This is a genomic window from Nonomuraea longispora, from assembly GCF_004348345.1.
Classification (GTDB): domain Bacteria; phylum Actinomycetota; class Actinomycetes; order Streptosporangiales; family Streptosporangiaceae; genus Nonomuraea; species Nonomuraea longispora.
On the sequence record NZ_SMJZ01000090.1, the window covers coordinates 1 to 25,443 of the forward strand.

General features: G+C 71.5%; 22 protein-coding genes. 12 read left to right on the forward strand and 10 right to left on the reverse strand.

The window, feature by feature from the left end:
* The coding region (locus tag E1267_RS23015) for a chromate transporter (RefSeq protein ID WP_246064165.1) at positions 1-566 on the reverse strand (566 nt) is incomplete at its 3' end.
* Between the two features lie 118 nt (positions 567-684).
* Here E1267_RS23015 and E1267_RS23020 point away from each other — a divergent pair.
* Positions 685-1,314: a TetR/AcrR family transcriptional regulator gene (locus E1267_RS23020; RefSeq protein WP_132334791.1), complete on the forward strand. Its 630-nt coding sequence runs from the start codon at positions 685-687 to the stop codon at positions 1,312-1,314.
* 44 nt (positions 1,315-1,358) lie between these two features.
* Positions 1,359-2,522, forward strand: a complete 1,164-nt coding sequence (locus tag E1267_RS23025; RefSeq protein WP_132334793.1) for a cytochrome P450 family protein — start codon at positions 1,359-1,361, stop codon at positions 2,520-2,522.
* 72 nt (positions 2,523-2,594) lie between these two features.
* Here E1267_RS23025 and E1267_RS23030 read toward each other — a convergent pair whose 3' ends face one another.
* The 3 genes from E1267_RS23030 to E1267_RS23040 form a co-directional block, all read right to left on the reverse strand.
* Positions 2,595-3,803 (reverse strand): cytochrome P450, encoded by a 1,209-nt coding sequence (locus tag E1267_RS23030; protein ID WP_132334795.1) that lies wholly within the window; start codon positions 3,801-3,803, stop codon positions 2,595-2,597.
* Positions 3,804-3,812: 9 nt separating this feature from the next.
* Positions 3,813-4,472, reverse strand: coding sequence for a TetR/AcrR family transcriptional regulator (locus E1267_RS23035; protein ID WP_132334797.1), 660 nt, complete (start codon positions 4,470-4,472; stop codon positions 3,813-3,815).
* A gap of 125 nt (positions 4,473-4,597) precedes the next feature.
* Positions 4,598-5,221 (reverse strand): TetR/AcrR family transcriptional regulator, encoded by a 624-nt coding sequence (locus E1267_RS23040; RefSeq protein ID WP_220449624.1) that lies wholly within the window; start codon positions 5,219-5,221, stop codon positions 4,598-4,600.
* 113 nt (positions 5,222-5,334) lie between these two features.
* Here E1267_RS23040 and E1267_RS23045 point away from each other — a divergent pair, with 113 nt between their 5' ends.
* On the forward strand, positions 5,335-6,864 hold the full coding sequence (locus E1267_RS23045) for an FAD-dependent monooxygenase (protein WP_132334799.1): 1,530 nt from the start codon (positions 5,335-5,337) through the stop codon (positions 6,862-6,864).
* Between the two features lie 58 nt (positions 6,865-6,922).
* Here the strand turns inward: E1267_RS23045 and qcrB are convergent, their stop codons facing one another.
* Positions 6,923-8,575, reverse strand: a complete 1,653-nt coding sequence (qcrB, locus tag E1267_RS23050) for a cytochrome bc1 complex cytochrome b subunit (RefSeq protein ID WP_132334801.1) — start codon at positions 8,573-8,575, stop codon at positions 6,923-6,925.
* Positions 8,576-8,924: 349 nt separating this feature from the next.
* On the opposite strand from qcrB, the gene E1267_RS23055 reads away from it, so the two are divergent.
* Entirely contained in the window at positions 8,925-9,269 is a 345-nt protein-coding gene (locus E1267_RS23055) for a hypothetical protein (RefSeq protein ID WP_132334803.1), read from the forward strand.
* A 37-nt stretch (positions 9,270-9,306) separates the two neighbouring features.
* Positions 9,307-11,550 carry a protein translocase subunit SecD gene (gene secD / locus E1267_RS23060; protein WP_132334805.1) on the forward strand — a complete coding sequence of 748 codons (2,244 nt, stop codon included), beginning with the start codon at positions 9,307-9,309 and terminating at the stop codon, positions 11,548-11,550.
* A gap of 166 nt (positions 11,551-11,716) precedes the next feature.
* Here the strand turns inward: secD and E1267_RS45720 are convergent, their stop codons facing one another.
* Positions 11,717-12,304, reverse strand: a complete 588-nt coding sequence (locus E1267_RS45720; protein WP_220449625.1) for a TetR/AcrR family transcriptional regulator — start codon at positions 12,302-12,304, stop codon at positions 11,717-11,719.
* Positions 12,305-12,403: 99 nt separating this feature from the next.
* Between E1267_RS45720 and E1267_RS23070 the strand changes: the two genes are divergently transcribed.
* The gene (locus E1267_RS23070) at positions 12,404-13,846 is read left to right on the forward strand and encodes an alpha/beta hydrolase family protein (protein ID WP_132334807.1); all 1,443 of its coding nucleotides are present in this window, start codon (positions 12,404-12,406) and stop codon (positions 13,844-13,846) included.
* A 14-nt stretch (positions 13,847-13,860) separates the two neighbouring features.
* On the opposite strand, the gene E1267_RS23075 is transcribed toward E1267_RS23070, so the two are convergent.
* The 3 genes from E1267_RS23075 to E1267_RS23085 form a co-directional block, all read right to left on the reverse strand.
* Complete coding sequence (locus E1267_RS23075; protein WP_132334809.1) at positions 13,861-14,820, reverse strand: NAD(P)H-dependent flavin oxidoreductase; 960 nt, start codon at positions 14,818-14,820, stop codon at positions 13,861-13,863.
* Positions 14,821-14,919: 99 nt separating this feature from the next.
* A complete protein-coding gene (locus E1267_RS23080) occupies positions 14,920-16,104 on the reverse strand; it encodes a hypothetical protein (RefSeq protein ID WP_220449626.1) in 1,185 nt (394 codons plus the stop codon).
* A gap of 101 nt (positions 16,105-16,205) precedes the next feature.
* Positions 16,206-17,201: a LacI family DNA-binding transcriptional regulator gene (locus tag E1267_RS23085; RefSeq protein WP_132334811.1), complete on the reverse strand. Its 996-nt coding sequence runs from the start codon at positions 17,199-17,201 to the stop codon at positions 16,206-16,208.
* A gap of 435 nt (positions 17,202-17,636) precedes the next feature.
* Between E1267_RS23085 and E1267_RS23090 the strand changes: the two genes are divergently transcribed.
* From E1267_RS23090 to E1267_RS23110, 5 genes are read left to right on the forward strand one after another with little or no spacing between them, the layout of a single operon-like run.
* Positions 17,637-19,157: an ABC transporter substrate-binding protein gene (locus E1267_RS23090; protein ID WP_165959742.1), complete on the forward strand. Its 1,521-nt coding sequence runs from the start codon at positions 17,637-17,639 to the stop codon at positions 19,155-19,157.
* Positions 19,158-19,185: 28 nt separating this feature from the next.
* Positions 19,186-20,154 (forward strand): carbohydrate ABC transporter permease, encoded by a 969-nt coding sequence (locus E1267_RS23095; protein ID WP_132334815.1) that lies wholly within the window; start codon positions 19,186-19,188, stop codon positions 20,152-20,154.
* Positions 20,151-21,026 carry a carbohydrate ABC transporter permease gene (locus E1267_RS23100; protein ID WP_132334817.1) on the forward strand — a complete coding sequence of 292 codons (876 nt, stop codon included), beginning with the start codon at positions 20,151-20,153 and terminating at the stop codon, positions 21,024-21,026. The genes E1267_RS23095 and E1267_RS23100 overlap by 4 nt, the downstream gene beginning before the upstream one ends.
* The gene (locus E1267_RS23105; RefSeq protein WP_220449627.1) at positions 21,023-22,672 is read left to right on the forward strand and encodes an alpha-L-arabinofuranosidase C-terminal domain-containing protein; all 1,650 of its coding nucleotides are present in this window, start codon (positions 21,023-21,025) and stop codon (positions 22,670-22,672) included. The genes E1267_RS23100 and E1267_RS23105 overlap by 4 nt, the downstream gene beginning before the upstream one ends.
* A gap of 19 nt (positions 22,673-22,691) precedes the next feature.
* Positions 22,692-23,237 carry a hypothetical protein gene (locus E1267_RS23110; RefSeq protein ID WP_132334819.1) on the forward strand — a complete coding sequence of 182 codons (546 nt, stop codon included), beginning with the start codon at positions 22,692-22,694 and terminating at the stop codon, positions 23,235-23,237.
* Positions 23,238-23,276: 39 nt separating this feature from the next.
* On the opposite strand, the gene E1267_RS23115 is transcribed toward E1267_RS23110, so the two are convergent.
* Positions 23,277-24,251: an aldo/keto reductase gene (locus tag E1267_RS23115; RefSeq protein ID WP_132334821.1), complete on the reverse strand. Its 975-nt coding sequence runs from the start codon at positions 24,249-24,251 to the stop codon at positions 23,277-23,279.
* Positions 24,252-24,671: 420 nt separating this feature from the next.
* Here E1267_RS23115 and E1267_RS23120 point away from each other — a divergent pair, with 420 nt between their 5' ends.
* Positions 24,672-25,433, forward strand: a complete 762-nt coding sequence (locus E1267_RS23120; protein WP_220449628.1) for a hypothetical protein — start codon at positions 24,672-24,674, stop codon at positions 25,431-25,433.
* Positions 25,434-25,443: the final 10 nt, after the last annotated feature.

The window sequence follows — 25,443 nt, forward strand, 5'->3', positions numbered from 1 at the left end:
GGCAGGCGGGCGGCGTACGCCAGCAGTGCCCCGGCCGCCAGGATCAGCAGCTCGTTGACCCCCGCCAGGTAGGCGGCCAGCGCGGCCAGGGCCAGGGCGCCCAGCCACGCGTTCTTGATCACGGTGCGCAACAGGCCGGACAGGGCGTGCGCGATGATGCCGATCACCGCCGGGACGATGCCGTACAGCAGGCCCTCGACCGCGGGTGTGCTGCCGTACGTGACGTACGCCCAGGCCAGGGCGGTGACCATGAGCGCGGCGGGGACGATGAAGCAGACGCCGGCCGCGATCAGGCCGCGCAGGCGCGCACGGTCGTGGCCCAGGTGGATGGCCAGCTCGGTGGAGTTGGGGCCGGGGATCAGGTTGGTCGCGCCCATCAGGTCGGCGAATCGTTCGTCGCTCACCCAGCGGCGGCGGCGTACGAGCTCGTCGCGCATCATCGCGATGTGCGCGGCCGGGCCGCCGAAGGCGATGGTGCCGAGCTTGAGGAACAGCAGCGCCACCTCCCTGACCGCGTGCCAGGACGCCTTGTCCCCGCCCCGGCGGGAAGTCTCTGAGTCTTCCACCGCTGCCGTCCTTTCCCGAACGTGGCGGCACCCCGTGCACCGCATGTATATCAAACTCATTCGATGCAATTGCTGACCAGCTGTACAGTACACTGACCAATTGGTTACTATCCTGAGCATGCGGTCAGACAAGGACGATCTCAAAGCGCGCGCCAGGATCAGGAACGCTGCCCTGGAACTGTTCGGAGCCGAGGGTGTCGCCGGCGTGAGCCTGCGCGCGGTCGCCACCCGCGCCGGCGTCTCCCACGCCCTGGTCCTGCACCATTTCGGCAGCAAGGAGGGCCTGCGCAAGGAATGCGACGCGTACGTGGTCTCGCTCGTGCGCGGCGGCCCAGGCGTCGAGGCGCTGGAGGACACGACGGGCCTGGCGGCGATGCTGGAGGCCGCCGGCCCGGTGCGGCGCTATCTCGGCCGGGCGTTCCTGGACGGCGCGCCGGAGGCGGCGGCGCTCTACGACGAGATCGTCGACGCCACCGAGCGGTGGCTGGAACAGGGCGTGGCCGAAGGGTGGGCGCGGCCGGGCGAGGACCCGCGCGCCCGCGCCGCGATCTACGTGACCTGGCTGCTCGCCCCGCTGGCCTTCGGCGAGCACCTGTCGCGGGTGCTCGGCCTTCCTGACCCGCACGACCTGGACGCCACACTGCGCTACTCGCGCGCCGGCGTCGAGATCCTCACCCGCGGCGTGTTCGCCGACGACCGCGTCCTGACGGCCTGGGAGGCGGTCAGGAAGGAGCGGCGGGCACGGTGACAGCGCTGCCCCACGACCACCTTCCCCATCGAGGAGACATGACCATGACCGACCTCACCGGTTTGCTGACCGCCCCCGACAGAGACGCGTTCCTGGCAGACCTGGCCCGGCAGGGGCCGGTGAGCCGCGGCACCTACGTCGACGGCTCGCCAGTCTGGCTGGTGACCGGCTATCCCGAGAGCGTCGCGGTGCTCACGGATCCGCGGTTCAGCAACGACGTCACCCGGCAGGCGGCGGCCGGCCCGGCCGCCCCCACCGGGTTGCCCGACGACGTCACGCCCTACTTGCTGCACACGCTGGGCCTCTACGACCCGCCGGACCACACCAGGCTGCGGCGGCTGGTGTCGCGGGAGTTCACCGCCCGCCGGGTGGAGCGGTTGCGCCCGCGCATCCAGGAGATCGCCGACGCGTTGATGTCCGATCTGCCCGAGGAGTTCGACCTCATCGAGCGCTTCGCCTACCCCCTGCCGATCCAGGTGATCTGCGAGCTGCTCGGCGTCCCCGCGGGGGACCGCGACACCTGGCGTTCCTGGGCCGCCGACCTCGGCGCTCCCGACCTGGACAAGATCGCGGCTGGAGCCAGGGGATTGATCGCATACATGTCCCGGCTGATCGACGCCAAGCGCGCGGCGCCAGGCGACGACCTGCTGTCAGGACTGATCAAGGTGCAGGAGGCCGACGGTGACCGGCTCTCCGACGAGGAGCTGATCTCGCTGTCGATCAGCATCCTGGTGGCCGGGCACGAGACCACCGCCGGCCTCATCAGCCAGAGCGTCCTGCTCCTGCTCACCCGCTCCCTTGACATGGGCGACGTCTCCGGCGCCGTCGAGGAGTTCCTGCGCTTCACCGGCGTCGCCGAGATCGCCGTCATGCGTTACACGCTGGAGCCCGTGGAACTCGGCGGCGTGAGCATCCCGGCGGGGGAGGCGGTGCAGGTGGTGTACGCGGCCGCCAACCGCGACCCGCGCCGCTTCGACCGGCCCGGCCTGCTTGACCCGCGCCGCGCCGACAACCCGCATCTCGCCTTCGGCCACGGCATCCACTACTGCATGGGCGCGGCGCTGGCCCGGTGCGAGATCGGGATCGCCCTCACCACTCTCATGCGCCGGTTCCCCCGGCTCGCCCTCAGCGTGCCCGCGAACGAGATCAAATGGCGGCCGGGTATGGGACGGGCGCTGACGTCCCTGCCGGTCCGCACGGCGCCCTGACCGCCGCCGGTCGCGCCGCCCGGCCGGCGCGACCGGGCGGGCCACAAGGCTCGCCCGGCCGGCGGGTCGCGCTCAGCGCTGCGGCCAGAGCAGCGGGAGGCGGCGCACTCCCGTCATGGTCGGCGTGGGGATGAACTCCACGGGCTCGTCAGGGTCGGCGCGCAGGGGGTCGAGGCGATCGAGCAGGATGCCGAGCGCGACCCGTCCCTCCAGCCGGGCCAAGGGCGCCCCGAGGCAGAAGTGGATGCCGCGGCCGAAGGCGAGATGCGGGTTGGGGTCGCGCTCGGGGTCGAAGACGCCGGGGTCGGGGAACTGCCGGGGATCCCGGTTGGCCTGACCCAGCCAGCACATCACGAGCTGGTCGGCGGGGATCGTCTCGCCGCCCAGCTCGACCTCGCGGGTGGTGGACCTGGCGAGGGCGGCGAACGGCGTGAGGAGGCGCAGGGACTCCTCGATCACGGCCGGGACGGAGGAGCGGTCGGCGCGCACTCTGTCCTGCTGCTCGGGGAAGGCGTCGAGGCAGAGCACCGTGTTGCCGAGCAGCATCGTCGTGGTGACGTGCCCGGCTAGCAGCAGGACGATCGCGAAATTGACCACCTGGTCGTCGGGCAGCCGCTCGCCGTCCACCTCGGCCTCGACCAGCTTGGTGAGCAGGTCGGCACGCGGTCGCGTCCTGCGCTCGGCGGCGTGTGTGGCGAGATAGTGCGACATCTCCTTCCACGGTTTCAGCGCTGCCTGGACGTCGGCGCCGCGGTCCTCCGACGGCTCGGCGAGCGAGATCTTGCCTTCGTGGTCGAACAGCCCGTCGGCCCACTGCTTGAACAGGGCGCGGTCGCTGGCGGGCACCCCCAGCAACTCGGCGATCACGATGACGGGAAGCGGATAGGCCAGGTCGGTCACCAGCTCGAGGCGGCCGCGCTCGGCCGCCGCGTCGAGCAGCTCGTGGGTGAGGGCGGCGATCCTCGGTTCGAGATCCGCGACGACCTTCCTGGTGAAGGCGCTGCTGACCAGCTTGCGCAGCTTGCCGTGCTCCGGCGGGTCGATCTGGGTGATGAAGCCCTCCATCGACAGCTCGTCCGTCTCCGGCATCAGTTTCCTGGTCACGCGCATGGTGTCGGAGGAGAACGTCGTGGGGTCGCCGAGAACCTGGTGCAGCTCCGGATATCCGTAGACGTTCCACAGTCCGGTGGCCGCGTCGAACTCGACCGGCCGGCCCTGACGCGGCCCGTGCAACCAGAACAGCTGTTGGGGAATGTCGTATCGCTCGACGATGTCGGCCATCGTCTCTCCTTAGTCGTAGATCCACTGTCGGTAGGGCGGAATCAGCGCCGAGAAGATCGTGATGAACTCGGTCGCCGCCGCGGCCAGCACTTCGGGTGAGGGCTGCTCGGCCGGTTCGAACGTCTCGCGTACGGTGAAGGCGAGCGCGTCGGCTCTGCTTTCCAGGTCGAGCGACGAATCGGCGGTTTCGGTGCCGTCGAGGACGTAGAAGCCCACCTGCGCGGCGGCCATCGTGTACGCCAGATGAGGCACGTCGGTCCTGAGCAGCGCGTACTTCTCGCCCACCAGGTGAAAACGCTCGGCCGCGAGCAGGTCGTGGCTGCGCATCGGGTGGTGGGCGAGCTTGCCGAGCAGGTCGAGGTCGGTGGTGAGCATCGCTCGAAGCAGCGGCCTGCGGCACATGCTGAGGAAGGCCATACGCGCGAAGCGGTGCGGTCGCACGTTCGCCGGATCCTGGCGCATCAGCGCGCACCACTCCTCCACGAGCTCGATGGACTCGCGCAGCATCAGCGCCTCGAAAAGCTCGTTCTTGGTACGCCAGTGCAGGTAGACGGTGCCCTTGCCGACCTCGGCCCGTGAGGCGATGTCGTCGACGGTGACCTTGCGGTAGCCGTGCCGCAGCAGCAGCTCTCCGGCCGCATCGAGAATCCGGTCCGCCCGCTCCAGCAAACTGGCGCTCCTTTGACTGGATATGAAATCTGGTCATCAGTCACACTACGCCGATCTCCGGCGAGGTCAAGGTTCTGGCGGGCGAAGTGTCCTGACGCCCGCCGACGGCTCCGGCCGGAGCGGGACTATCGGCGGCGGCAGGCCGCCAGTGCGGCGAGAATGACCTCCACGAGCGGCGTGAGGTCGTCGTCCACGGGCTCGGCGGGCTGCCACGGGGTGCGCGGCCGCAGGTAGGCCAGCGCCACCAGGCAGTCGACGGCCAGCTCGGTGTCGAGGTCGGGCGGGAGCTCGCCCCGGTCGACGGCGCGGTGGAGCAGCCGGGCTCCCGCGGCGCGGCGAGGTTGCTCCGCGCGGGTCTGCATGGCCGCGGCCAGGCGCGGGTTCCTGGTCGCCTCGGCGGTCAGGTCGGTGAGGACACGCATGGTCCGCGGGTCGGCCCGCAGCGCCGAGGCATGGCGTACGAAGCCCTCCACGTCGTCGCGCAGTTCGCCGGTGTCCGGCAGCGGCACGGCCTCGTCGGCCAGGTGAGTGAGGATCTCCAGCACCAGCGGCTCCTTGGAACCCCAGCGCCGGTAGATGGCGGCCTTGCCGACCCCGGCGCGGCGGGCGATGGCGTCCATGGACATCCGGGCGTAGCCCGTGTCGATCAGCTCGGCCAGGGCCGCCTGGCGGATCGCGTCGGTGACGTCGGCGCGCAGCACGGCCGCGCCGGCCGGCCGGCGCTCGGGGTCGGAGGTGGCGTCGGGCATCCGTCAGATCCTCCATGTGAAACGGAACGGTTGCGTTCCATCGTAGTGCGGGATAGCGTGGAAGCGAAGGAACGTAACGGTTCCGTTCTGACGTCTCTCCGCTGGTGGTGGCCATGACAGAATCCGCTGAGGTCGTGGTGGTCGGAGCCGGGCCCGCCGGTCTGGCGCTGGCCTGTGCCCTGCGGCTGCACGGGGTGGCCGTCCGGGTGGTGGACCAGGCTCCGGGCCCGGCCACCACCTCGCGAGCCAACATCCTGCACGCCCGCGGCGTCGAGGTGCTCGACCGGCTGGGCGCGCTCGGTGACCTGCCCGGCCGGTCGGCCCCGTCACTCGTGCTGACCACGTACATCGGCGGGCGAGCGGCGATCGTCACCCGCTTCGGCGACGCCGGCACGCCGAGACCGGCGCTGGTCCTCCCCCAGACCGACATCGAGGCGCAGCTGCGCGCCCGCCTGGCCGAGCTGGGCACCGACGTGGAGTGGGGCACGGCCCTGACCGACCTCGTCGAGGACGAGGGCGGCGTCACCGTCGTGCTCGACGGCGGGCGCAAGCTGCGCGCCGGCTGGCTGGCGGGCTGCGACGGCAGCCACAGCACGGTCCGCAAACTGGCCGGCATCCCCTTTCCCGGCGCGCCGCTGACCGACCAGTGGCTCCTGGCCGACGTGCACGCCGGCTGGGAGCTCGCCCGCGCCGGTGGACATGGATGGGCCCACAAGGACGGCCCGCTGTTCGCCATGCCCATGCCCGGTGGCGAAGCGGACGACCGGTGGCGGCTCATGGCCTACCTGCCGGGCGCCAAGGACGAGCGGCTCACCGAGCCCGAGATTCTCGCGGCCTTCCGCCGCCTGGTGGGCGAGCGCGCCGGCCTCGACGGCGATCGGATCCGCGACGCGGTCTGGGCGTCGGTCTTCCGCGTGCACCGCCGGCTGGCCGACGCCTACCGGCGGGGCCGGGTCCTGCTCGCCGGTGACGCGGCCCACATCCACAGCCCCATGGGCGGGCAGGGAATGGTCACGGGGATGGGCGACGCCGAGAACCTCGCCTGGAAGCTCGCCCTCGTCATCCAGGGCCGCGCAAGCGGGCGCCTGCTGGACACCTACCAGGACGAACGCCGTCCGCTCGCGACCGAGGTGCTGCGCAACACCAGCGCCACCACCCGCCTCCAGATCGGCGACGGCCCGTTGCTGCGCCTGCTGATCTCATGGGTGCTGGCGCCGCTGGGCAACCACCCGGCGGTGCAGCGCCGCGCGACCCAGGTCGCCTCGCAGCTCGGAGTGAGCTACCGCCGCGGCCCTCTCGCCGTTCGCGGCTCCCTGCTCGGCCCGGACCGCCGTCCACGATCCGGCGACCGGGTTCCCGATCTGCCGTGCGCCGACGCCGACGGCCACGTCACCCGTCTGCACGCCGAACTGCGCGGACGCTGGGCGCTGCTGGCCACCGGGGACGCCGCGGAGGCGTGCCGATCGGAGGCGGGCACGTTCCTGGGCGACCGCGTCGTCGTGCTGACACCGGACGGATGGTCCACGGACGAGGTCTGGCTCGTCCGTCCCGACGCGCACCTCGCCTGGCGCGGCCGGCCGGCCTCCGGCGGCCTGACGCGCTGGCTGCGCGGCGCCCTCCAGCATGGACGCGCGCGGGCGTGACACCGTGACACCGTGACACTGTGACACCGTGAGACCGTGAGACGACATGGCCCCGGTGTCAGCCTGGCGGCGCCTTCCTCTCGGGTGTCCTTCCGGCCGGTTGCTCGCCGTCGTGGCCTCTCTCGCCGTCGTGGCCGTCGCCGAGCGGGATCTGATCGCCGCCGTACGCGCGGCTCATCGTGATCCGGAGACGGCCGAGCGGGCCCCGCGCCACTTCCGGCGGGACGCCTTCACTGTCCGGGCGTGCCCCGGGCAGCACCGGGATGGGCGACCTGGCGCGCAGGTGGGCCTCGGCGTCGTCCGACGGAGGGGTGTGGACCTCGATGAACTCCCCGTGCGGCAGCCGCCTGATGACGCCCGCCTCCACCCCGTGGTCGAGGACGCTGACGTCCGACCGCTGCAGGCCCAGGCACAGCCGGTAGGTGACCAGGTAGGCCACCGCCGGGCCCACGAAGATCAGCACCCGGCCCGCGTACGTCGTCCAGTTGAGGCTGATGTTGAAGAAGGTCGCGATCAGGTCGTTGGCGCCCAGCACCAGCAGCAGGCCGTAGAAGGTGATGCCGGTGACGCCGATCGCGGTGCGGTGCGGGTTGTTGCGCGGCCGGTCCGCGATGTGGTGCTCGCCGCGGTCGCCGGTGATCCACCGTTCCAGGAACGGATAGAGCACCAGGCCGGTGAGGATCAGGCCGATCGGCCCCAGCGCCGGGATGAGCACGCTCAGGGGCAGCGTGCCCGCCTGGGCGGTGCCGAAGAGGTTGATCTCCCAGGAGGGCATGATCCGCAGGGAGCCTTCCAGGAAGCCCATGTACCAGTCCGGCTGGGATCCCGCGGAGATGTCCGCCGGCGAGTACGGACCGTACAACCAGATGGGGTTGATCTGGGCGAAGGTCGACAACCCGGTTAGTACGGCGGCCGTGAACAGCAGGTACGCGCCCGACTTCGCCATGAAGGCGGGCAGCAGCGGAGAGCCCACCACGTTCGTCTTGGTACGGCCCTTGCCCGGCATCTGCGTGTGCTTCTGCAACCACATCAGCATCAGGTGCACGGTGATGAGCGCCACCAGGATGCCCGGGATCAGCAGGATGTGCAGGGTGAAGAAGCGCGAGATCACGTCATGGCCGGGATACTCGCCGCCGAACAGGAAGAACGACAGGTACGTGCCCACCAGAGGGAGCGACATCAGCACGCCCTGCGTGATCCGCAGGCCGGCGCCGGACAGCAGGTCGTCGGGCAGCGAGTAGCCGGTGAGCCCTTCGACCAGGGCCAGGGTGAACAGCGCGATGCCGATCAGCCAGTTGAGCTCGCGCGGCTTGCGGTAGGCGCCGGTGAAGAACACCCGCAGCATGTGCACCATCAGGCTGGCGATGAACAGTAGGGCGGCCCAGTGGTGGATCTGACGGAGCAGGAGGCCGCCGCGCACGTCGAAGCTGATCTCCAACGTCGAGGCGTACGCCTCGGACATCTCCACGCCTCTCAGCGGCGCGTAGGAGCCGTCGTAGACGACGTGCCCCATGCTGGGCGTGAACCAGAAGGTCAGGAACGTTCCAGTGAGCAGCAGGATGATGAACGTGTACAGAGCGATCTCGCCCAGCAGGAACGACCAGTGGTCCGGGAATATCTTGCGCAGGTTGCGCTTGAAGAAGTTCGCCGCCCCCAGGCGATCGTCGAGATACCTGCTCGGACCGGCGATGAGCTTGGGCACTGTGGTCATGCATGGCCTCCCCGTGGCCGCCGTTCCAGCGCGGGCGGGACGAGGGAGAGCACACCGTCACTCCACCCGCGGTGAGCCGCCGAAGCAACTGGTAAGCCGCATTACCGTAGCGTAGTCTCACAACGGTCAAAAGCGGCTAAGCCGGTTCGGTGGTCCGGGCAAAAGGATGGCAGGCCGTGCCGGCCTTGTTCCGAGCACCGGATCGCATTCGCCCGCGCATGGAGCGAGACGCGCGGCGACGTTCTCGACGGTTCACGTGAGTGGCCGGCGTGTCGCGCGACGCGCCGGGAATGATCCCCCGTACCCGCCGCACAGGCTAGGGTTGAGGTTTTGAGGGGGAGGAGGCGACATGCGCGGGAGACTGCCTGCCGCACTGGTCTTCCTCCTGTCATGGTTCCTGCCGGCCGTCGCCCACGCGCAGCCCGTCCAGCCGATCGTCACGGTCAAGGCCGCCACCGTCGCGGCCGGGCAGCAGCCCACGGCCAGGCAGCACCCGCTGCAGCCCACCGCTCTGCGCATGTGGGCCGGCGCGCACGTCTTCACCGGCGGAGGCGGGACGGCGCTGCCCGCCTCCGAGCCCCTCGACTTCCGCCACGCGTGGGCCGAGGTCGTCACCAGGCCCGCCGCCGAGGCCACCACGCAGCGCAAGCCTGCGGCCACGCCTGCCCGTGCGCCTCCCTCCACAGGCTGCTGACCACCTTTTCCGCACGTCTTAGCCTGTGGAGGCTGCCATGTTCCGTGCGCCGTTCTGGCGTGCGGTGACGGCGCTCGCCGTCATCGCGATCTCATCCGCACTAGCTCTCACCATGGAGCCGCGCCTAGGTCTGGACCTGCGCGGCGGCACCCAGCTCGTCTTCGAGGCGAGGGACTCCCCGACCGTCAAGGCCGACGCGGCCGCCACCGACCGCGCGTTGTCCGTGCTGCGCCAGCGGGCCGACGCGCTCGGCGTGGTCGATCCCACGCTGGTCCGCTCGGGGGAGAAGCGCATCATCGTCGAGCTGCCCGGCGTGCTCGATCCGCGCAAGGCGGCCGAGGTCATCGGCCGTACCGCGCAGCTCGCCTTCCACCCCGTGACCGGCGCGGCCGAGAAGGGGGACAAGTCGGCGCTGCCCGACGAGAACGGCCAGCTGCTGAAACTCGGGCCGCCCGCCATCACCGGCGACGGCGTGAGCGACGCCGCCGAGCAGAGCGACCCCCAGCGCGGCCCCGGGTGGTTCGTGACCCTCAGCTTCCGCGACGCCGCCGCCTGGCAGAAGCTGACCGGCGCGGCCGCCTGCGAGCAGGTCGGCGACCCGAAGCGCAGGGTCGCGATCGTGCTCGACAAGGAGATCATCTCCTCGCCGCCGCTCGACCCGTCGGTGGCCTGCCAGGCCGGCATCCCGGGCGGCAAGTCCGAGATCACCGGTTCGTTCACGCATCAGGAGGCCCGAGACCTCGCCGTGCTGATCAAGGGCGGCGCGCTGCCCGTCCCGCTCGCCATGGTGGAGCAGCGTACGGTGGGCCCGACCCTCGGAGAGGCGGCCATCGAGGCGAGCGCCCAGGCGGCGATCGTGGGGCTGATCCTGACGGCCGGCTTCATCATCTCCGTCTACCGCCTGTCCGGTCTGCTGTCCACGATGGCGCTGGTCTGCTACGGCCTGATCTCCTACGCGGCGCTGGTGGCGATGGGCGCGACGTTGACGCTGCCGGGCCTGGCCGGGTTCGTGCTGGCGATCGGCATGGCCATCGACGCCAACGTGCTGGTCTTCGAACGAGCCAGGGAGGAATACGGCCAGGCGCCCAAGAGAGGGCTGAAGTCGGCGATGGCCAAGGGCTTCAAGAACGCCTGGAGCGCCATCGCCGACTCCAACATCACCACCTTGATCGCCGCCGGCCTGCTGTTCTGGCTGGCGTCGGGACCCGTCAAGGGCTTCGGTGTGACGCTGGCCGTCGGTGTGCTCGCCTCGCTCGTCTCCGCGATGCTCATCACCCGCGTGCTCACCGAGATCGCCATGAACAAGATGAGCCCCCGCCTGTCGGGCGTCGGCTCGCCCGGCACCGTCAGGACCTGGCTGGCGCGCAAGAACCCGCAGCTCATGAAGGCCGGAAAGGTGTGGCTGGCGGTCGCGTGCGGACTGGTCCTGGTGGCCGTCGCCGGGCTGCTCGTCCGCGGGCTGAACTTCGGCGTCGAGTTCACCGGAGGCCGGCTCGTGGAGTTCACCACGAACCGCCCGATCCCGGCCGAGGCCGCGAGTGAGGCCGTCTCGCGCGCCGGGCTTCCCACGGCCGTGGTGCAGTCCAGCGGCGACACGATCACCGTGCGCGCGGCCGAGCTCGGCCTGAACGAGGCCGCGCAGATCGAGCAGGAGCTGGAGCGGGAAGCCGGCGAGGTGACGAAGCAGCGTGAGGAGTTCATCGGCCCGAGCCTGGGCGAGGAGCTGCGCCGCAACGCGCTCATCGCGCTCGGCGTGGCGGTCGCGATGCAGCTGCTCTACCTGGCGGTCAGGTTCCGGTGGACGTTCGGCGCGGCGACGGTGATCGCGCTGGTCGTGGACGTGTTCGTGGTAGCGGGCCTGTTCGCGTGGCTGGGCAAGCCGATCGACGGGGTCTTCCTCGCGGCGATGCTGACCATCGTCGGTTACTCGGTCAACGACAAGGTGGTGGTGTTCGACCGGGTGCGGGAGTTGTGGACGGCACGCCGCAAGGAGCCGTTCGCGACGTCCGTGAACGGCGCGATCCTGCAGACCATGCCACGCACGGTCAACACCGGCCTCGGAGCGCTGTTCATCCTGATGGCGCTCATGGTCTTCGGCGGTGACTCGCTGCAGGACTTCGCGATCGCGCTGGTGGCCGGCATCGTGATGGGTACGCTGTCGTCCTCCTTCGTGGCCGGGCCGGTGTCGATCGTGTTGTCCAGGTTCGACCGGCGTCCGCCGCCCGAGCCCGCCAAGCGCCGCGCCCCCGAGGTCCGCAAGGGGTCGGGCGCGGTGGTGTGACGCGCGCCCCGGGCGCAGGCGTGGAGCCTGCGCCCGGGAGCCCGGTGACGGCGCTCTCGGCTCGTCACGGGTGTCACAGCCGTCACGGTTCGTCGTGGCGTGTTCGGCCGTCCGCGTGTTCGGCTGCCCGTGTGCGCGGGCGGTCGCTCGTGCGCGGGCGGCCGTTTCACTTTCCCCGCCCGCCGTCGGCCAGGGCCGCGGCGCCCTCGCGTACGTAGTCGCGCAGCGGTCGGGAGCGGCCGTCGAGGTGCCACTGCTCCAGCGCGCCGAAGTAGGCGCCGAACAGGTAGGAGCGGGCGATGACGCGGGCCCGTGCCGGGCTCTCGCCGGCGTCCCGCAGCAGGGCGGCCAGTCGCTCGGCCGCGCCGTCGAGCGCTCCGTAGACGGCGGCCCGCACGGAGGGCTCCTCCAGGACGTAGCGCATCCCCCGCCAGGGCCTGGGGCGTGTGTCCTCGGACGTGCCCGGACCCTCGTCGATGAGGGCGACGAGCCGTTCGAGCGTGCCCGGCAGGTCGCCGGGGTCGATCTGCCCGGCGTAGCGGTCGAGGCCGACGGCGGCGAGGGGGTCGGCGGTGAACAGGCCTTCCTTGGTGCCGAAGTAGCGGTAGAAGGTGCGCGGCGAGACGCCGGAGGCCGCGGCGATCTCGTCGATCGTGACGTCGGCGTATCCGCGCTCGTCGAACAGGTCCATGGCGGCGTCCATGATCCGGTGGATCGCGTCCAGCCGGTTGCGCTGGCGAAGGGTCAGGGGCACGGGCCCAGCGTACTGCGTTTTCCAGTATTGGCAGTAACTGCCTAATTGACATTTTCTGCCAACTTGTCGATCCTGGAGGCGGAGGAGAGGAGGACACGAATGAGACCTTTCGAGATCGGGCTGGTGGTGGCCGACCTGCTGGCGCTGCTCGTGCTCGCGGTGCCCCCGTTGCGGCGGGCCGGGCACGTGGCGCCGCTCGCCGCGCTCGCCGCCGTGGCGCAGGTGCTGGTGGAAGGGGCGCGTGTGCCGCTCGTCCCCGCGTACGTCCTCGCGGCGGCGCTGACGGCCGCGTGGGCGTGGCGGATGTTGCGCCCGCCCGTCCCCACCTGGGCGGGCAGGCTCGGCGTCGGGCTGTGCGCGATGGGCCTGGTGCCGGCCATGGCGCTGCCGATGCTGCTGCCCGTGCTGCGTTTCCCGCCGCCCGCGGGCCCGCACGGCATCGGCACGCTGACCTATCACTGGACGGACGCCGGCCGCCAGGAGATCCTCGGCCCCGACCCGGCCGCGCGGCGGGAGCTGATGGTGCAGATCTGGTACCCGGCCCGGCGTGACCCCTCGGCGCCGCGCACGCCCTACGTGGAGGATCCCGGCGTCACCACCGCGGTCGCCCGGCTCGCGGGCGTGCCGGACGCCACCTTCGCGCACATGCGGCAGTCGACCGGCAACGCCGTCGCCGCCGCCCCCGCCGCGCCCGGCCGCCATCCGGTGCTGGTCTTCCTGGAAGGGGCGCAGGGCTTCCGGCAGATGAACACGTTCCAGGTCGAGGCGCTCGTCTCCCACGGGTACGTGGTCGTCGCCGTCGACCAGCCGTACGCCGCGGGATCGGTGCGCTTCCCCGACGGGCGCTCGATCGCCGGGCTGCCCCGCGAACGCCTGATGCCGCTCGTCGACCAGAGCCTCGAACCCGCCGACACGGCGCCGGTGCTGAACGGCCGCCCCCTCCCGGACGGCATGATCCCGCACCTCGCGCGGGACGTGACCTTCACGCTCGACCGGGTGGCCGGACTCGACCGGGCCGATCCTCGCGGCATCCTGACCGGCCGGCTGGACCTGCGGCGTACGGGGGTCCTCGGCATCTCGCTCGGCGGCATCGTCACCGCGCAGGCCTGCGCGCGAGAACCTCGTCTGCGCGCCTGCCTCATCATGGACGCCCCCATGCCGGTGGGCGTGGTGCGCGACGGCATCGAGCAGCCCGCCATGTGGCTGACCAGGGATGCCGCGACCATGCGCCGCGAGGGCTGGGACGAGGCCGAGGTCCAGCGGCACCAGAGCACCATGCGAGGCCTCTACGACAAGCTGCCGGGAGCGGGCTACTTCGTGCTCATGCCGGACACGTACCACGGCGACTACACCGACGCGCCCCTCTGGTCGCCGCTCATGCGCGCGGCGGGCCTGGCCGGGCCGATCGGCGCGGAGCGGGCACACTCGATCATCAACGCGTACACGCTCGCGTTCTTCGACCGGCACCTGAAGGAGGCCCCCGCCGCCCTGCTCGACGGGGAACCTCCCTTCCCGGGGGTGCGGTTCGAGAGCCGCAGGTGACGAGGAGGCCGGGGTCAGCGTGGGGTGGTGAAGCGGGACAGCAGATCGTCGGCGGCGGCGAAAGCGGCCACCACGTCGGCCGCCGTGCGCTGCCGCCGCACCAGGCCCACGGCCTGCCCGGCGTAGATGCCGGCGGTGTCGAAGTCGCCCTCGCGGCGGGCCCGCGCCAGCTCCGCCTGCGCCGTCTCGTCGGTGGCCAGTTCCTTCTCCCGGCCCGCCCACCGGTCGAAGAAGGCGTTGCGCAGGGCACGGCCGCCGTACTCGGGGGGCCAGCCGAGCCGCTGGGCGACGTCGAAGACACGCCCGTAGGCGGTGCCGGTCTCGCCGGCGTCGAGGACGCGCTGCCGCGCCGCCTCCGGGGCGGTCGTCTCCGAGCACCCGAGGAAGGCGGTGCCCACCCAGGCGCCCTCCGCGCCCGCGGCGAGGACGGCGGCCAGGCCGCGGGCCGTGGCGATGCCGCCGGCGGCCAGCACCGGGACGTCCACCGCGTCCAGCACGCTCTGCAGCAGGGGCAGCGTGGCCACGTCGGCGCGGCCGTGCCCGCCGCCCTCACCGCCGCGGGCGACGACCACGTCCACGCCGGCCCGTTCGGCGGCGCGGGCCTCGTCCGTGGTGCCCGCCTGGACGGCCACGGTGATGCCGGCCCTCCGCAGCGGTTCGACGTACGGCCGATAGTCGCCGAAGCTCACCGAGACCAGGTCGGGACGGGCGGCGAGCACCGCCTCGAACTGGGCGGGGTTGGCCGGCAGCGCCCAGGCCATCAGCCCGACGCCGTAAGGTCGCCCGCTCGAGGCCGCCACGGCCGCCTGCTCGGTGACCCACGAGCCCGGAGCGGCCGGGGGCACGCCGACCATGCCGAGCCCGCCCGCCCCTGAGACGGCCGCGGCCAGCCGCCCGTCGCCCACGCCCGCCATGGGCGCGCCGACGAGCGGCACGTCGAGCCGGAAACGGCCGGTCAGCCAGGTGTTCGGCATCCTGTCGGCTCCTTCGGTGCTCCGGGGGAACGCCCGTCGCTCCACACCCGTCCTGACCATGGTGCCAGCCGCCTGCGGCCCGTACCCGGAGGCACGGGCTTACGTCCTCTGCTGGGCCTTGAAGGCGCCGAGCCAGTAGTTCGGGGCGGACAGCCCTTCGCCGCGCGGCTTGACGGTGTAGGTGGCGAAGACGCTGTTGAGCAGCCACGGGTCCTTGTCGGGGCCGAAGTTCCGGACCATCAGGTCGTCCTGCTTGAAGCCGTACGTCGCGACCGCCAGCCGGCCGGTGCCGCGGTAGAGGCGCATCTGGTCGCGCAGGAACGTCGACTGGCTCGTGAACCACGGGGAGCTGGTCAGGAAGTCGCGCCAGGTGCGCTGGGGGAAGGGCTCGTCGATGGCGGCCTTGATGACCTGCCAGACCTTGGTGCCGGGGGGGAAGCCGTGACGCTGGGCGAAGTCCGCGGCGACGGGGTCCTCCAGGTGCCGTTTCCAGTGCCACACCAGCGAGAACTCGGTGACGAGGAAGGTCTGGCCCGCGCGCATCCGCGGCAGGATGTAGTCGAGGAAGGCCTGCGCGTTCTCCGGCGCGGGCAGGTGGGGGTGGATGTCGACGCCGTCGATCTCCGGGGTCTCGCGGACGAAGGTCATCCAGCGCTCAGCGGCCGGGGTGCGGCGGTCGGGCAGGTCGAGGCGGTTGAGCGCGCCCATGTAGAGCCGGGTGCCGCAGCCGGCGCCGCAGTGTTCGCGCCGGTGGGCGATGACGTGACGGGCGACGGTCTCGTAGAAGGCGTTGAGCCGCTGGTCGCGTTCGGCGGGCAGGCTCTCGATGAACGGCTCGTTGCCGATCGTCATGATGTCGACCTTGCCCATCACGGTGGGCAGCACCCGGTCGAGGCGGGCCAGCTCCGCGGCCATCTGCGGGCTGCCGGGCGCGGGAAAAGAAGCCTGGTTGTACGGAAATTTCAGGCTCAGGATGGTGTCGTAACCGCGGTCCGCCACGTCGTTGATGGCGCGGATCGCGAAGTGCTCGGCGGGGTCACCGTCGTCGGCCGCGGGTATGGGAAAGAACCCGCGTACCCATCGGGCTCCGGCCTCCTCCAGCTCGCGGTAGTCCAGGGCGTCGAGGTTCTGGTTGAAGTTCGCCCCGAGTGCCCCGAGTGCCCCGGGCGCGGCCGGGCGGGGCTGGTCGTCCTGCATGGGGCCGCCTCCTCGGGCGGTGGCGTGGGCGGCGGGCGAGAGGGCGAGAACCGCGGCCAGGGTGATGATCGGCAGTCGGCGCAGCATGGTGGCTCCCTGATGCTGGGGGATGAGCGGTTGTCATGGCGCACTCGCCGGTCATGTTTGCGCTAACTCGATAGCGCTGTCAATGGCCGTCCCCGGAGGACTCAGCGGCGCGGCGGCGCGGTGGACGCCCGGACCACCAGCTCCGGACGGACGAACCGGCTGACGCCGGACGCCGCCCCGGGCTTCGAGGGTGTCTCGATCTGGGCGATCAGGTGGTCGAGGCAGCGGCGCCCCACAGCGGCGAGGTCCTGGCGCACCGTGGTCAGCGGAGGCGTCAGGAAGGGGGCGAAGTCGAGGTCGTCGAAGCCGACGACGCTCAGATCGCCGGGAACCTCGCGGCCCAGCTCGGCCGCCGCCCGCAGGACGCCCACCGCCATCTGGTCGTTGGCGGCGAAGACCGCGGTCACGGAGTCGTCGGCCAGCAGGCGCAGGGCCGCGTCGTAGCCGGAGCTCGGCGACCAGTCGCCGACGACGGGCGGCGGCACCGGACGCCCCGCCCGCTTCAGCAGCCGTTGCCAGGCCGCCCTGCGCCGCTGCGCCGGATTGGACCCGGCGGGCCCCGCCACGTGGTGGACCGTGGCGTGCCCCAGCTCCAGCAGGTGGTCGACGGCCGCGCGGGCGCCGGCCGCCTCGTCCATGCCGAACGTCGGGTGCCGGTGTGCCGCCTTGCTGTCGGCGATGACCAGGGGCACCTCGTCGGACAACCGGAGGTGGGGCGTGTCGAGCACGCGCGCCTCGATCACGATCACGCCGTCGACCGCCCGGTCGGTGAGGCCGCGTACGGCCGCGCGCACGTCCTTCTCCGTGGGTGCGTCGACCACCGCGATGCTCACCGAGTAGCCGCGGGCCTGGGCGCCCGTCGCGACGGCCTCGACGATGCGCACGTTGAGCACGGCGCTGAGGTTGAACGTGACGACGCCGATCGTGCCGAACCGGCCGGTGGCCAGCGCCCGCGCGGCGATGTTGGCGCGGTAGCCGAGCTGCTTCATGGCCGTCTCGACCTTGAGCCGCGTGGCGGCGGTCACGCGGTCGTTGCCGTTCACGACCCTGGAGACGGTCTGGCCGGAGACGCCGGCGAGCTTGGCGACATCAGCCATGGACGGCCCTCCGGACGCTCTCGTGCCTGGTGCTCGAACCACGCCGGGCGTCTCCCTTCGTCATCGCAGCAGGGGGTGGAGCGTGAAAGGCCGGGACGGACCGGCCGGGGCCTGGCCGCCGGCCCTGTCGGCGCCGCTAAAGAGGAGGTGTCGCCGCCGACAGAGTACATCCCCGCCCGGGGCTGTGGAAATCGTTAACCGGCCCTCGAACGCCCGCACATCTTGTTTACGCAAACATGCTTATCACGACGTCAAGCCAACTATCTCCTGCACATCGACCGGGGGCGGTCGATGAGAAACCTCACGGTCGGCATCTTGACGCTGATGGGCGACGGACATAGGTTTGCGCAAACATTAATCCGCTTGACCGGGGGATCCCTGCGATCAGGGACGGGCGGTACAGGTCGCAGACCGAACCGACGAAGAGGAGTCGCCATGCGGCGGCATCAACGGATCCTTGGAAGCCGGCCCGGCGCGGGCAGCGCCGGGCGACCCAGCCTGGGGCGACGCCAGTTCATCGGCGGGGCCGGCGCGGCCGCGCTCGCGGCGGCGCTCGCCGGATGCACGGGTGGTGGGCAGATGAGCCGGGAAAGCGGCGGTTCGAGCGGAGCCCTCCAGTGGTGGGACCAGTTCCGGCCGTTGACGAAGATGTTGCAGGACGATCTTTTCGCCCCCTACATGAAGGCGCATCCCGGGGTCACGATCGAGCGGCGCCAGATGGACGTGCCCGACCTGGGGCAGGCCCTGCAGGTCGGCCGGCGCAGCAACCAGATGCCGGACGTGCACTCGCTCGCCGGGCTGGGCACCTCCGCCGCGGCACTGGTCAGCGAGGGCTGGTTCCAGCCGATCGGCAAGCTCGCCGACTTCCAGGGCAGCCCGGTCGGGGAGTTCGTCTACGACGGCATCCACCGCTTCGACGGCGAGATCTACTCCATCCCGCCGTTCTCCGGCCGCTGGCACGAGGCGGTGCCGTGGTTCAACACCGCCCTGCTCAAGCAGGCCGGCGTCGACCCCGAGGAGGAGCCGGGCACGTGGGACCAGCTGCGCGACGTCGCCCGGCGCCTCACCAAGGGCACCGACGACGGCGTGTACGGGATCGTCGTGCCGAGCAAGGACGCCGAGTACCTGCAGATCCTGGTGAACCGGCTGGCCATGACCGCGGGCGCGCCGGGCGGCATCGACTGGGCGACCGGCGCGTACGCCTACGACGCCCAGCAGTACGCCGACGCCGTCGAGTTCCTGGTCGCCCTGCAGACCGACAAGGTCGTGCACCCCGCGTCCCCGTCGATGGGCGCCCGGGACGCCCGCGCCCGCTGGGCGGCGGGGCAGGCGGCCGTCTACCTGTGGGGAGCCTGGTTCATCGGCGGCCTGCGCGTGGACGAGCCGGAGGCCGTGGAGCGCGGGGTCGGCACCTGGCACATCCCCTGCCCCGAGAAGAGCAGGAACTTCGTCTACAGCCCGCCGCAGCCCGGCACGTTCTGGGTGTCGAGCCAGTCGAAGCGCGCCCAGGAGGCCGCCGAGCTCATGCTGCAGATGACGACCAAGGAGTTTCAGACCAAGCTGGCCGCCGCCATGGACCAGCCGCCCGCCCTGGCCGAGGTGGTGGAGGAGGCGGAGGTGCACCCGGCCTACCGGCAGTGCGTCGTCAACTTCCAGGACGACGTGAGGATCGCCCCGGTGCCAGAGGTGGCCACCCCCGCGGTCTGGCAGGTGCTGGCCGAGATGCGCGACGTCCATCCGAACCTCGGTGACATCGTCCAGTCGGTGCTGACCGGATCGACCTCCGACGTGGCCGGCGAGCTCCGCCGCTACAACGACGCGATGAGCGCCGAGCGCGAGCGCGCGATCAAGGCCGTCCGCGAGGAGAAGGGCGTCGAGGTCGACACGAAGGCATGGGTGTTCGCCAACTGGGACAGGAAGGCGGACTACGACCAGAAGGCCTACGCCGAGCGCTGAGCCGCGTCCGCCCGCGAACAGGAGCACGATGACAACGACAATCCGGCGGCGCGAGCGGCCGTCCGTGGCGGCCTCTCGGGACGGCGGCCGGCGGGGGCTGCTGAGCCGTCTGCGGCAGGACTGGTGGATCTACCTCTTCCTGCTCCCGACCGTCCTCGGTTACGGGGCCTACACCGTCTACCCGCTGCTGGCCTCGTGGTGGTTCGCCTTCCTCGACTGGCCGGGCTTCGCGACCGCGGGCACCTTCGTCGGCGTCGAGAACTTCGAGCGGCTGATCGGGGACGACCTCTTCTGGAACGCCTTCTGGAACTCGATCGTGTTCCTGGTGTTCGCCGTACCCCTGCGGGTGGGGCTCGCGCTGGTGCTCGCGCTCGTCCTGAACCGGAAGAAGACGCCGTTCAAGGGCTTCTTCCGCACGCTGTTCTTCCTGCCGGTCGTCACCACGGGAGCCATCGTCGGCGTCGTGTTCACCCTGCTGCTCGACGCGAGCGGCCCGGTGAGCCTGGCGCTGGTGTGGTCGGGGCTGATCGACTCGCCGGCGAACTTCGCGGCCAACGCCGGCACCTCCCTCTACGCCGGGATCGCCGTGTGGGTGTGGAAGTGGCTGGGCATCACGCTGATCTACTGGCTGGCCGCGCTGCAGACGATCCCGCAGGTGGTGCACGAGGCCGCGATGATCGACGGCGCGGGCGCCTGGGCGGAGTTCCGTCACGTGACCATGCCGCTGCTCGTGCCGTTCCTGGTGATCATCACCCTGATCGACACGGTGGCCGCGTTCAACGTCTTCGACCTGATGCAGACCCTCACCGGCGGAGGCCCGTCGTTCTCGTCCGAGGTGATCGAGATCTTCATCTTCCGTACGGCCTTCCAGGCCACCGTCCCGCAGCTGGGATACGCGTCGGCGGCGGCGGTGCTGTTCGGGCTGCTGACCATGGCCTTCGCGATCGCCCAGGCCCTCGGCATGCGCTGGGCCAGGGGCAGGACGGGGGCGGCATGACGGCCGCCACGAGAACGGGCGTGACCTGGCGTGCCCGCCTGTTCCGCCGTCCCAGCCCCGGTCAGGTGGTGACGGTCGTCCTGCTGCTGGTGCTCGGCGGCCTGTGGATCTACCCGTTCGCCTGGCTCGTCTCGGCGTCGCTGAAGTCCTCGCCCGAGATCTTCGGCCGCGGGCTCGACCTGTTGCCGGAGCAGCCGGTCTGGGAGAACTACGCGCGGGCCTGGACCGAGGTCGGCTTCGCCACGTACTTCGTCAACACGCTCGTCATCACCGTGGGCACCGTGCTGCTCGTGGTCGTGCGCAGCGCTCTGGCGGGCTACGTGCTGGGCCGCTACGACTTCGCCGGCAAGAAGCTGCTCATCGGGGTGTTCCTGGTCACCTTCTTCCTCCCGGAGGGGTACACGATCATTCCGATCACCCAGCTGACCGACCAGCTGAGCCTGCTCAACACGCACGCCGGCGTGATTCTCGGGCTGGGCGCGGGCGGGCAGATCGCCTCGACCCTCCTCTACGCGGGATATTTCCGGAGGCTGCCGAAGGAGCTGGAGGAGACCGCCCGCCTCGACGGAGCCGGGCATTTCACGATCTTTTTCCGTGTCATGCTCCCGCTGGCCTGGCCGATCACCGCCACGGTGGTCATCCTCACGTTCCTGTACGCCTGGAACGTCTACCTCCTGCCGCTGGTGTTCACGCTCAGCGAGCCCGGCCTGCGGACGCTGGCCGTGGGCATGACCGTCTTCGTCGGAGAGCGGGGCACCGACTGGTCGGGGATGGCCGCCGCGGCGGTCATCTCCCTGATCCCGGTGATCGCCGTCTTCGTCGTGCTCCAGCGCAAGTTCGTCGACAGCATCGCGGGAGCGGTGAAGCAATGACCGGAACGGAGATCCCTGACATGCCCGTCCCCGCCCGTGAGGCGCTCGTGACGATCGACACCCGCCACCCGGAGGGCCGCATCGACGACGACGTCTACGGCCACTTCCTGGAGTCCGCCTTCTTCGGCAACATCGAGGGCGGGGTGTTCGACGAAGGATCGCCGCTGTCCGTCGACGAGCCCGGCCTGCTCCAAGGCGTGCGCGCCGACGTGCTGGAGCTCTGCCGCGAGCTGGCCCCCGGCCCCATCCGCTGGCCGGGGGGCAACTTCACCTCGGCCTACCACTGGGAGGACGGCGTCGGCCCGCGCGAGACCCGGCCCCGGCGGCTGGAGCTGGCCTGGGGCGGGCTCGAGAGCAACCGCTTCGGCACCGACGAGTTCCTGGCCTGGTGCGAGGCCGTCGGCGCGGAGCCGTACCTGGTGCACTCCTGCCGGGACGTCGACGAGGCGGTGCGCTGGGTCGAGTACACCAACGCCGCCCAGGAGACCGCGCTCACCGCCCGGCGTGCCCGCAACGGGCACGCCGAGCCGTGGAAGGTGAAGTACTGGGGCGTGGGCAACGAGGTCTACGGCCCGTGGCAGATGGGCCACCGCACGGCCGAGGAGTACGCCGCCGCGGCCCGGGAGCACGCCAGGTTCATGCGCCTGGTCGACCCGGACATCCGCCTGATCGGCGTCGGCATCCCCTGGCAGCAGGAGAAGTGGACGCGCCCGCTGCTGCGGCAGGCGGGCCACCTGTTCGACCACCTCTCCCTCCACCTGTACGGCGCCGCCACCCACCTGTGGACGGGTGACGACTACGACGACGTCGTCGCCCAGTCCCTGTTCTTCGAACGGGAGATGAACACCTACGCGCAGCTCGTGACCGCGCTCGCCGCCGAGGCCGGCCTGGACCGCCCGCCCGCGCTCGCGCTCGACGAGTGGAACATGCGCCACCTGGAGCCCGCCGCCTGGCCCGATCCGCTGCCCGGCGACGACGGCGGCATCGCCCCGCGCGAGCTCCCCGACGTGCCGCCCGCCGACCGGCCGGGCCCCGTACGCGTGAACCGGTGGAGCCCCCGGACGGTCGGCGACCTCGTCTTCTACGCCGGGGTGTTCCATGCCATCCACCGCACCGTGGGCCTGCCCGCGCCGGTGAGCATGGCCAACCCGGTGAACCTGGTCAACGCCAACGGCGTGATCGTCGCCCGCCCCGGCGGCGCCGTGCGCTCGGCCATCTACCACGTCTGGCACCTCTACCGGCACCACCTGGGCCGGACCGTGCTGCCGTCGCGGGTGGACGGTCCGGCGCGGTCGGCGGCGGTCCGGCTCGGCGACAACCGAGGGCCGGACGGCCGCCTGCTCACCGAGCCCATGACCGTCCCCTACATCGACGTGTCGGCCACCCGCGCCGACGACGGTTCCGTACGGGTCGCGGTCGTCAACCGGCACCGCGACGAGACCGTACGCCTGCGGATCGTCCTCGACGGAGCCGCCGCGGACACCCCCAGGAGCGCGCGGGTCCGCACCCTCGGGGCCGGCGACCCGCACGCGATCAACACTCTCGCGGACCCTGACGCGGTCGGGGTGCGCGACCTCGGGCAGGTCGAGGCGAGCGACGGAACGTGGGCCGCCGGGCCGCACTCGGTGACCGTGCTGGCCTTCTGAGGCTGGCAGGCTGGGGGCCATGCGGTTCCGGGTACGCGAGTTCGAGCTGGCCCTGATGCACCGGATGCGCGACCTCAACGCCGGCCGGGTGGAGGACGCGCTCGCCGCCATGGGCGCGTCCAGGGCCGAGGTGCGGGCCGCGCACGCCCACTGGACCCGGCTCGCCCACGCGGCCCGCGCCCCCAAGGGAGCGGCGGTGTTCCGGATGGCGCTGGGCCCGCCCCACCACGCGGGCCCGCGCGCGTTCGGCAGCCTGACGTGCGACGTGCACCGGTGGGCCCTGCCGTCGTGGCCGGGCCTGGAGTTCGAGGTGCTGACAGGGCCGGGGGGCGAGGTCTGGAGCCAGTGGTTCGTCCGGCCCGGCGGCGGCGTGCGACTGGCCTTCGCGGACCTCACGCCCTGGGCGTGCGTCGTCGCCGACGTGGGCACCAGTTTCCCCGGTGCCGTCCCGCTGGAGGGGCAGGCGCCGCACCACTGGGCGGTCGGGTTCACCCACGCGGGCACGGCGTACCGTGCCCGCTTCGTGTACGGCCTCTACCAGCGTCTCGATCGGCCGGACGGCTGAGCGCCCACAAGAGCAGCCCGCCGGCGGGGGGACGCGGCGCTATGCCGCGACGCCGGACTCCTTGGCCGCGCGCTCGATGGCCGCCAACTCCTCGTGGGTGAAGCCGAGGTTGTCGACGGCGGCCACGTTCGCCTCCAGCTGCTCGGGGCTGGACGCGCCCACGAGCACCGAGGTGATGCGCGGGTCACGCAGCGCCCAGGCGAGCGACAGCTGGGCCACCGTCTGGCCGCGCGCCTCGGCGAGTGCGGACAGCGAACGTACGAACGTCAGCACCTCCGGCGTCACCCGGTCCGCCGTGAGGAAACGCCCCTCGGCGGCGCGCGAGTCGGCGGGGATGCCGTCGAGGTAACGGTCGGTCAGCAGGCCCTGCGCCAGCGGCGAGTAGACCACGCAGCCGACGCCCTGCTCCTCGAGCACCCCGAGCAGGGAGTCCTCGATGCCCCGGTTGAGCAGGGAGTAGGACGGCTGGTGCACCAGCAGCGGGGTGCCGAGCTCGCGCAGCAGGCGGGCGGCCTGGGCGGTGCGCTCGGGGGAGAAGTTGGAGACGCCGACGTAGAGCACGCGACCGGTGCGGACCATGTGGTCGAGCGTGGCCATCTGCTCTTCGAGCGGGGTGCCGGGGTCGTCGCGGTGCAGGTAGAAGATGTCGACGAAGTCGAGGCCGAGCCTCTCCAGCGACCGGTCGAGGGTGGCGAGCAGGTGCTTGCGGGAGTTGCCCATGCCGTACGGGCCGTCCCACATGGGGTTGCTGCCCTTGGTGGTGACCACGACCTCGTCACGCAGGGACCGGGGGAAGATCCGGCCGAACGTGGACTCGGCGGCCCCCAGCGGAGGGCCGTACCGGTCGGCGATGTCGAAGTGGGTGATGCCGAGATCGAGCGCCTTGTGCAGGATCGTGCGCTGGCTGTCGAGCGGCTTGCCTCCGCCGAAGTTGTGCCACAGGCCGAGTGACACGGCGGGGAGCAGGAGACCGCTGCGGCCGCACCTTCTGTACGGCTGGCGTTCGTAGTCCAAGGGTGTCCTTCCTGGGTGACGCGAAGCAGTGAAACGTTTTACGCAGCCAAGTTAAGCACTTTCTCCCTCTCGCCCGCCTCGCCCCGCGCGGCGGAGGACGGCGGAACCGTTTTTTACCGTGCGCGTCCCAGGTCGGCCGCCGGGCGGCGGTCCCACCAGCCCGGGCGGGCCACTGGGCGGGTCGTCGTGCGGGGGGCGGCCATGGTGTGGGTGGCCCGGCGTGCCGAAACCGATCCTGGGGTCCTCTTGGCCATTGCGCCATCCGGTCTTCCCGTCACGTCATCACTACCGGGCGAGAACCGTAGCAACACCCCCGAACGCTTCAGACATGCTGGAAGTCTCCTCATCCGCTTTACGTGATCTTTCGGGGCCCGCTGGTTGAGTGACCACCGCGACGTTGATCGATCCCTCGGAGGCATCATGAAGGCGAAGATCGCACTGGCCGCTCTGACCGCGCTCGTGTCCCTTCCCGCTCTGGCGACGCCCGCGTACGCCCATCCCGCCGACCCCGCGCCGGGCGGGCCGCAACGGCCCCACGAGGCGGACGTCGAGGGCACCCGCAACATCGACTCCCTGTCGGTGACGGCGACCGCGGGCCCGGGCCACAGTGTGACCCTCGCATGGGACCGCCGCAGCCGCGCCGAGACCGGGCAGGTGCCCGCGGGCGCCAGGCGGTTCGTGTTCCTGTTCGACCGGTCGGTGCGGTTCAACCCGGACGCCTTCCCCACCTGCGACCGCGCCCTCATCGAGGAGAAGGGCGCCGCCGCCTGCCCGGACGGCTCCCAGGTGGGTAGCGGGCTGGCCGAGTACGCCACCGGGGAGCCGCGCGAGGTGCTCGCCTTCAACACCCGGATCGGCCGCACGCCCGGCGTGCTGGTCGTGCTGCCCTCCACCGGCGTGGTGCTGGAGCAGACCATGGAACGTGTCTCGCACCCGTACCGCGAGCACTACCGGTGGGCACTGGACGAGATCCTCCCGCCGAACGACACCCCGCCGCAGGAGCGCGCCGGCACCACCAGGTTCCGGTTGTCGTTCGGCGCCACCCGCGAGCACCACGGCCGCACCGTCGGCTTCGTGGAGTCCACGGCCAGGCCCGGGTCGGCGCTGAGGTTCGGGTTGTGGAGCGAGTTCGTCACCGGGCAGGTGCTGGTGCCGGTCGCCAAGGCGCGGCTCGGCCGCTGAGCGTCTGACG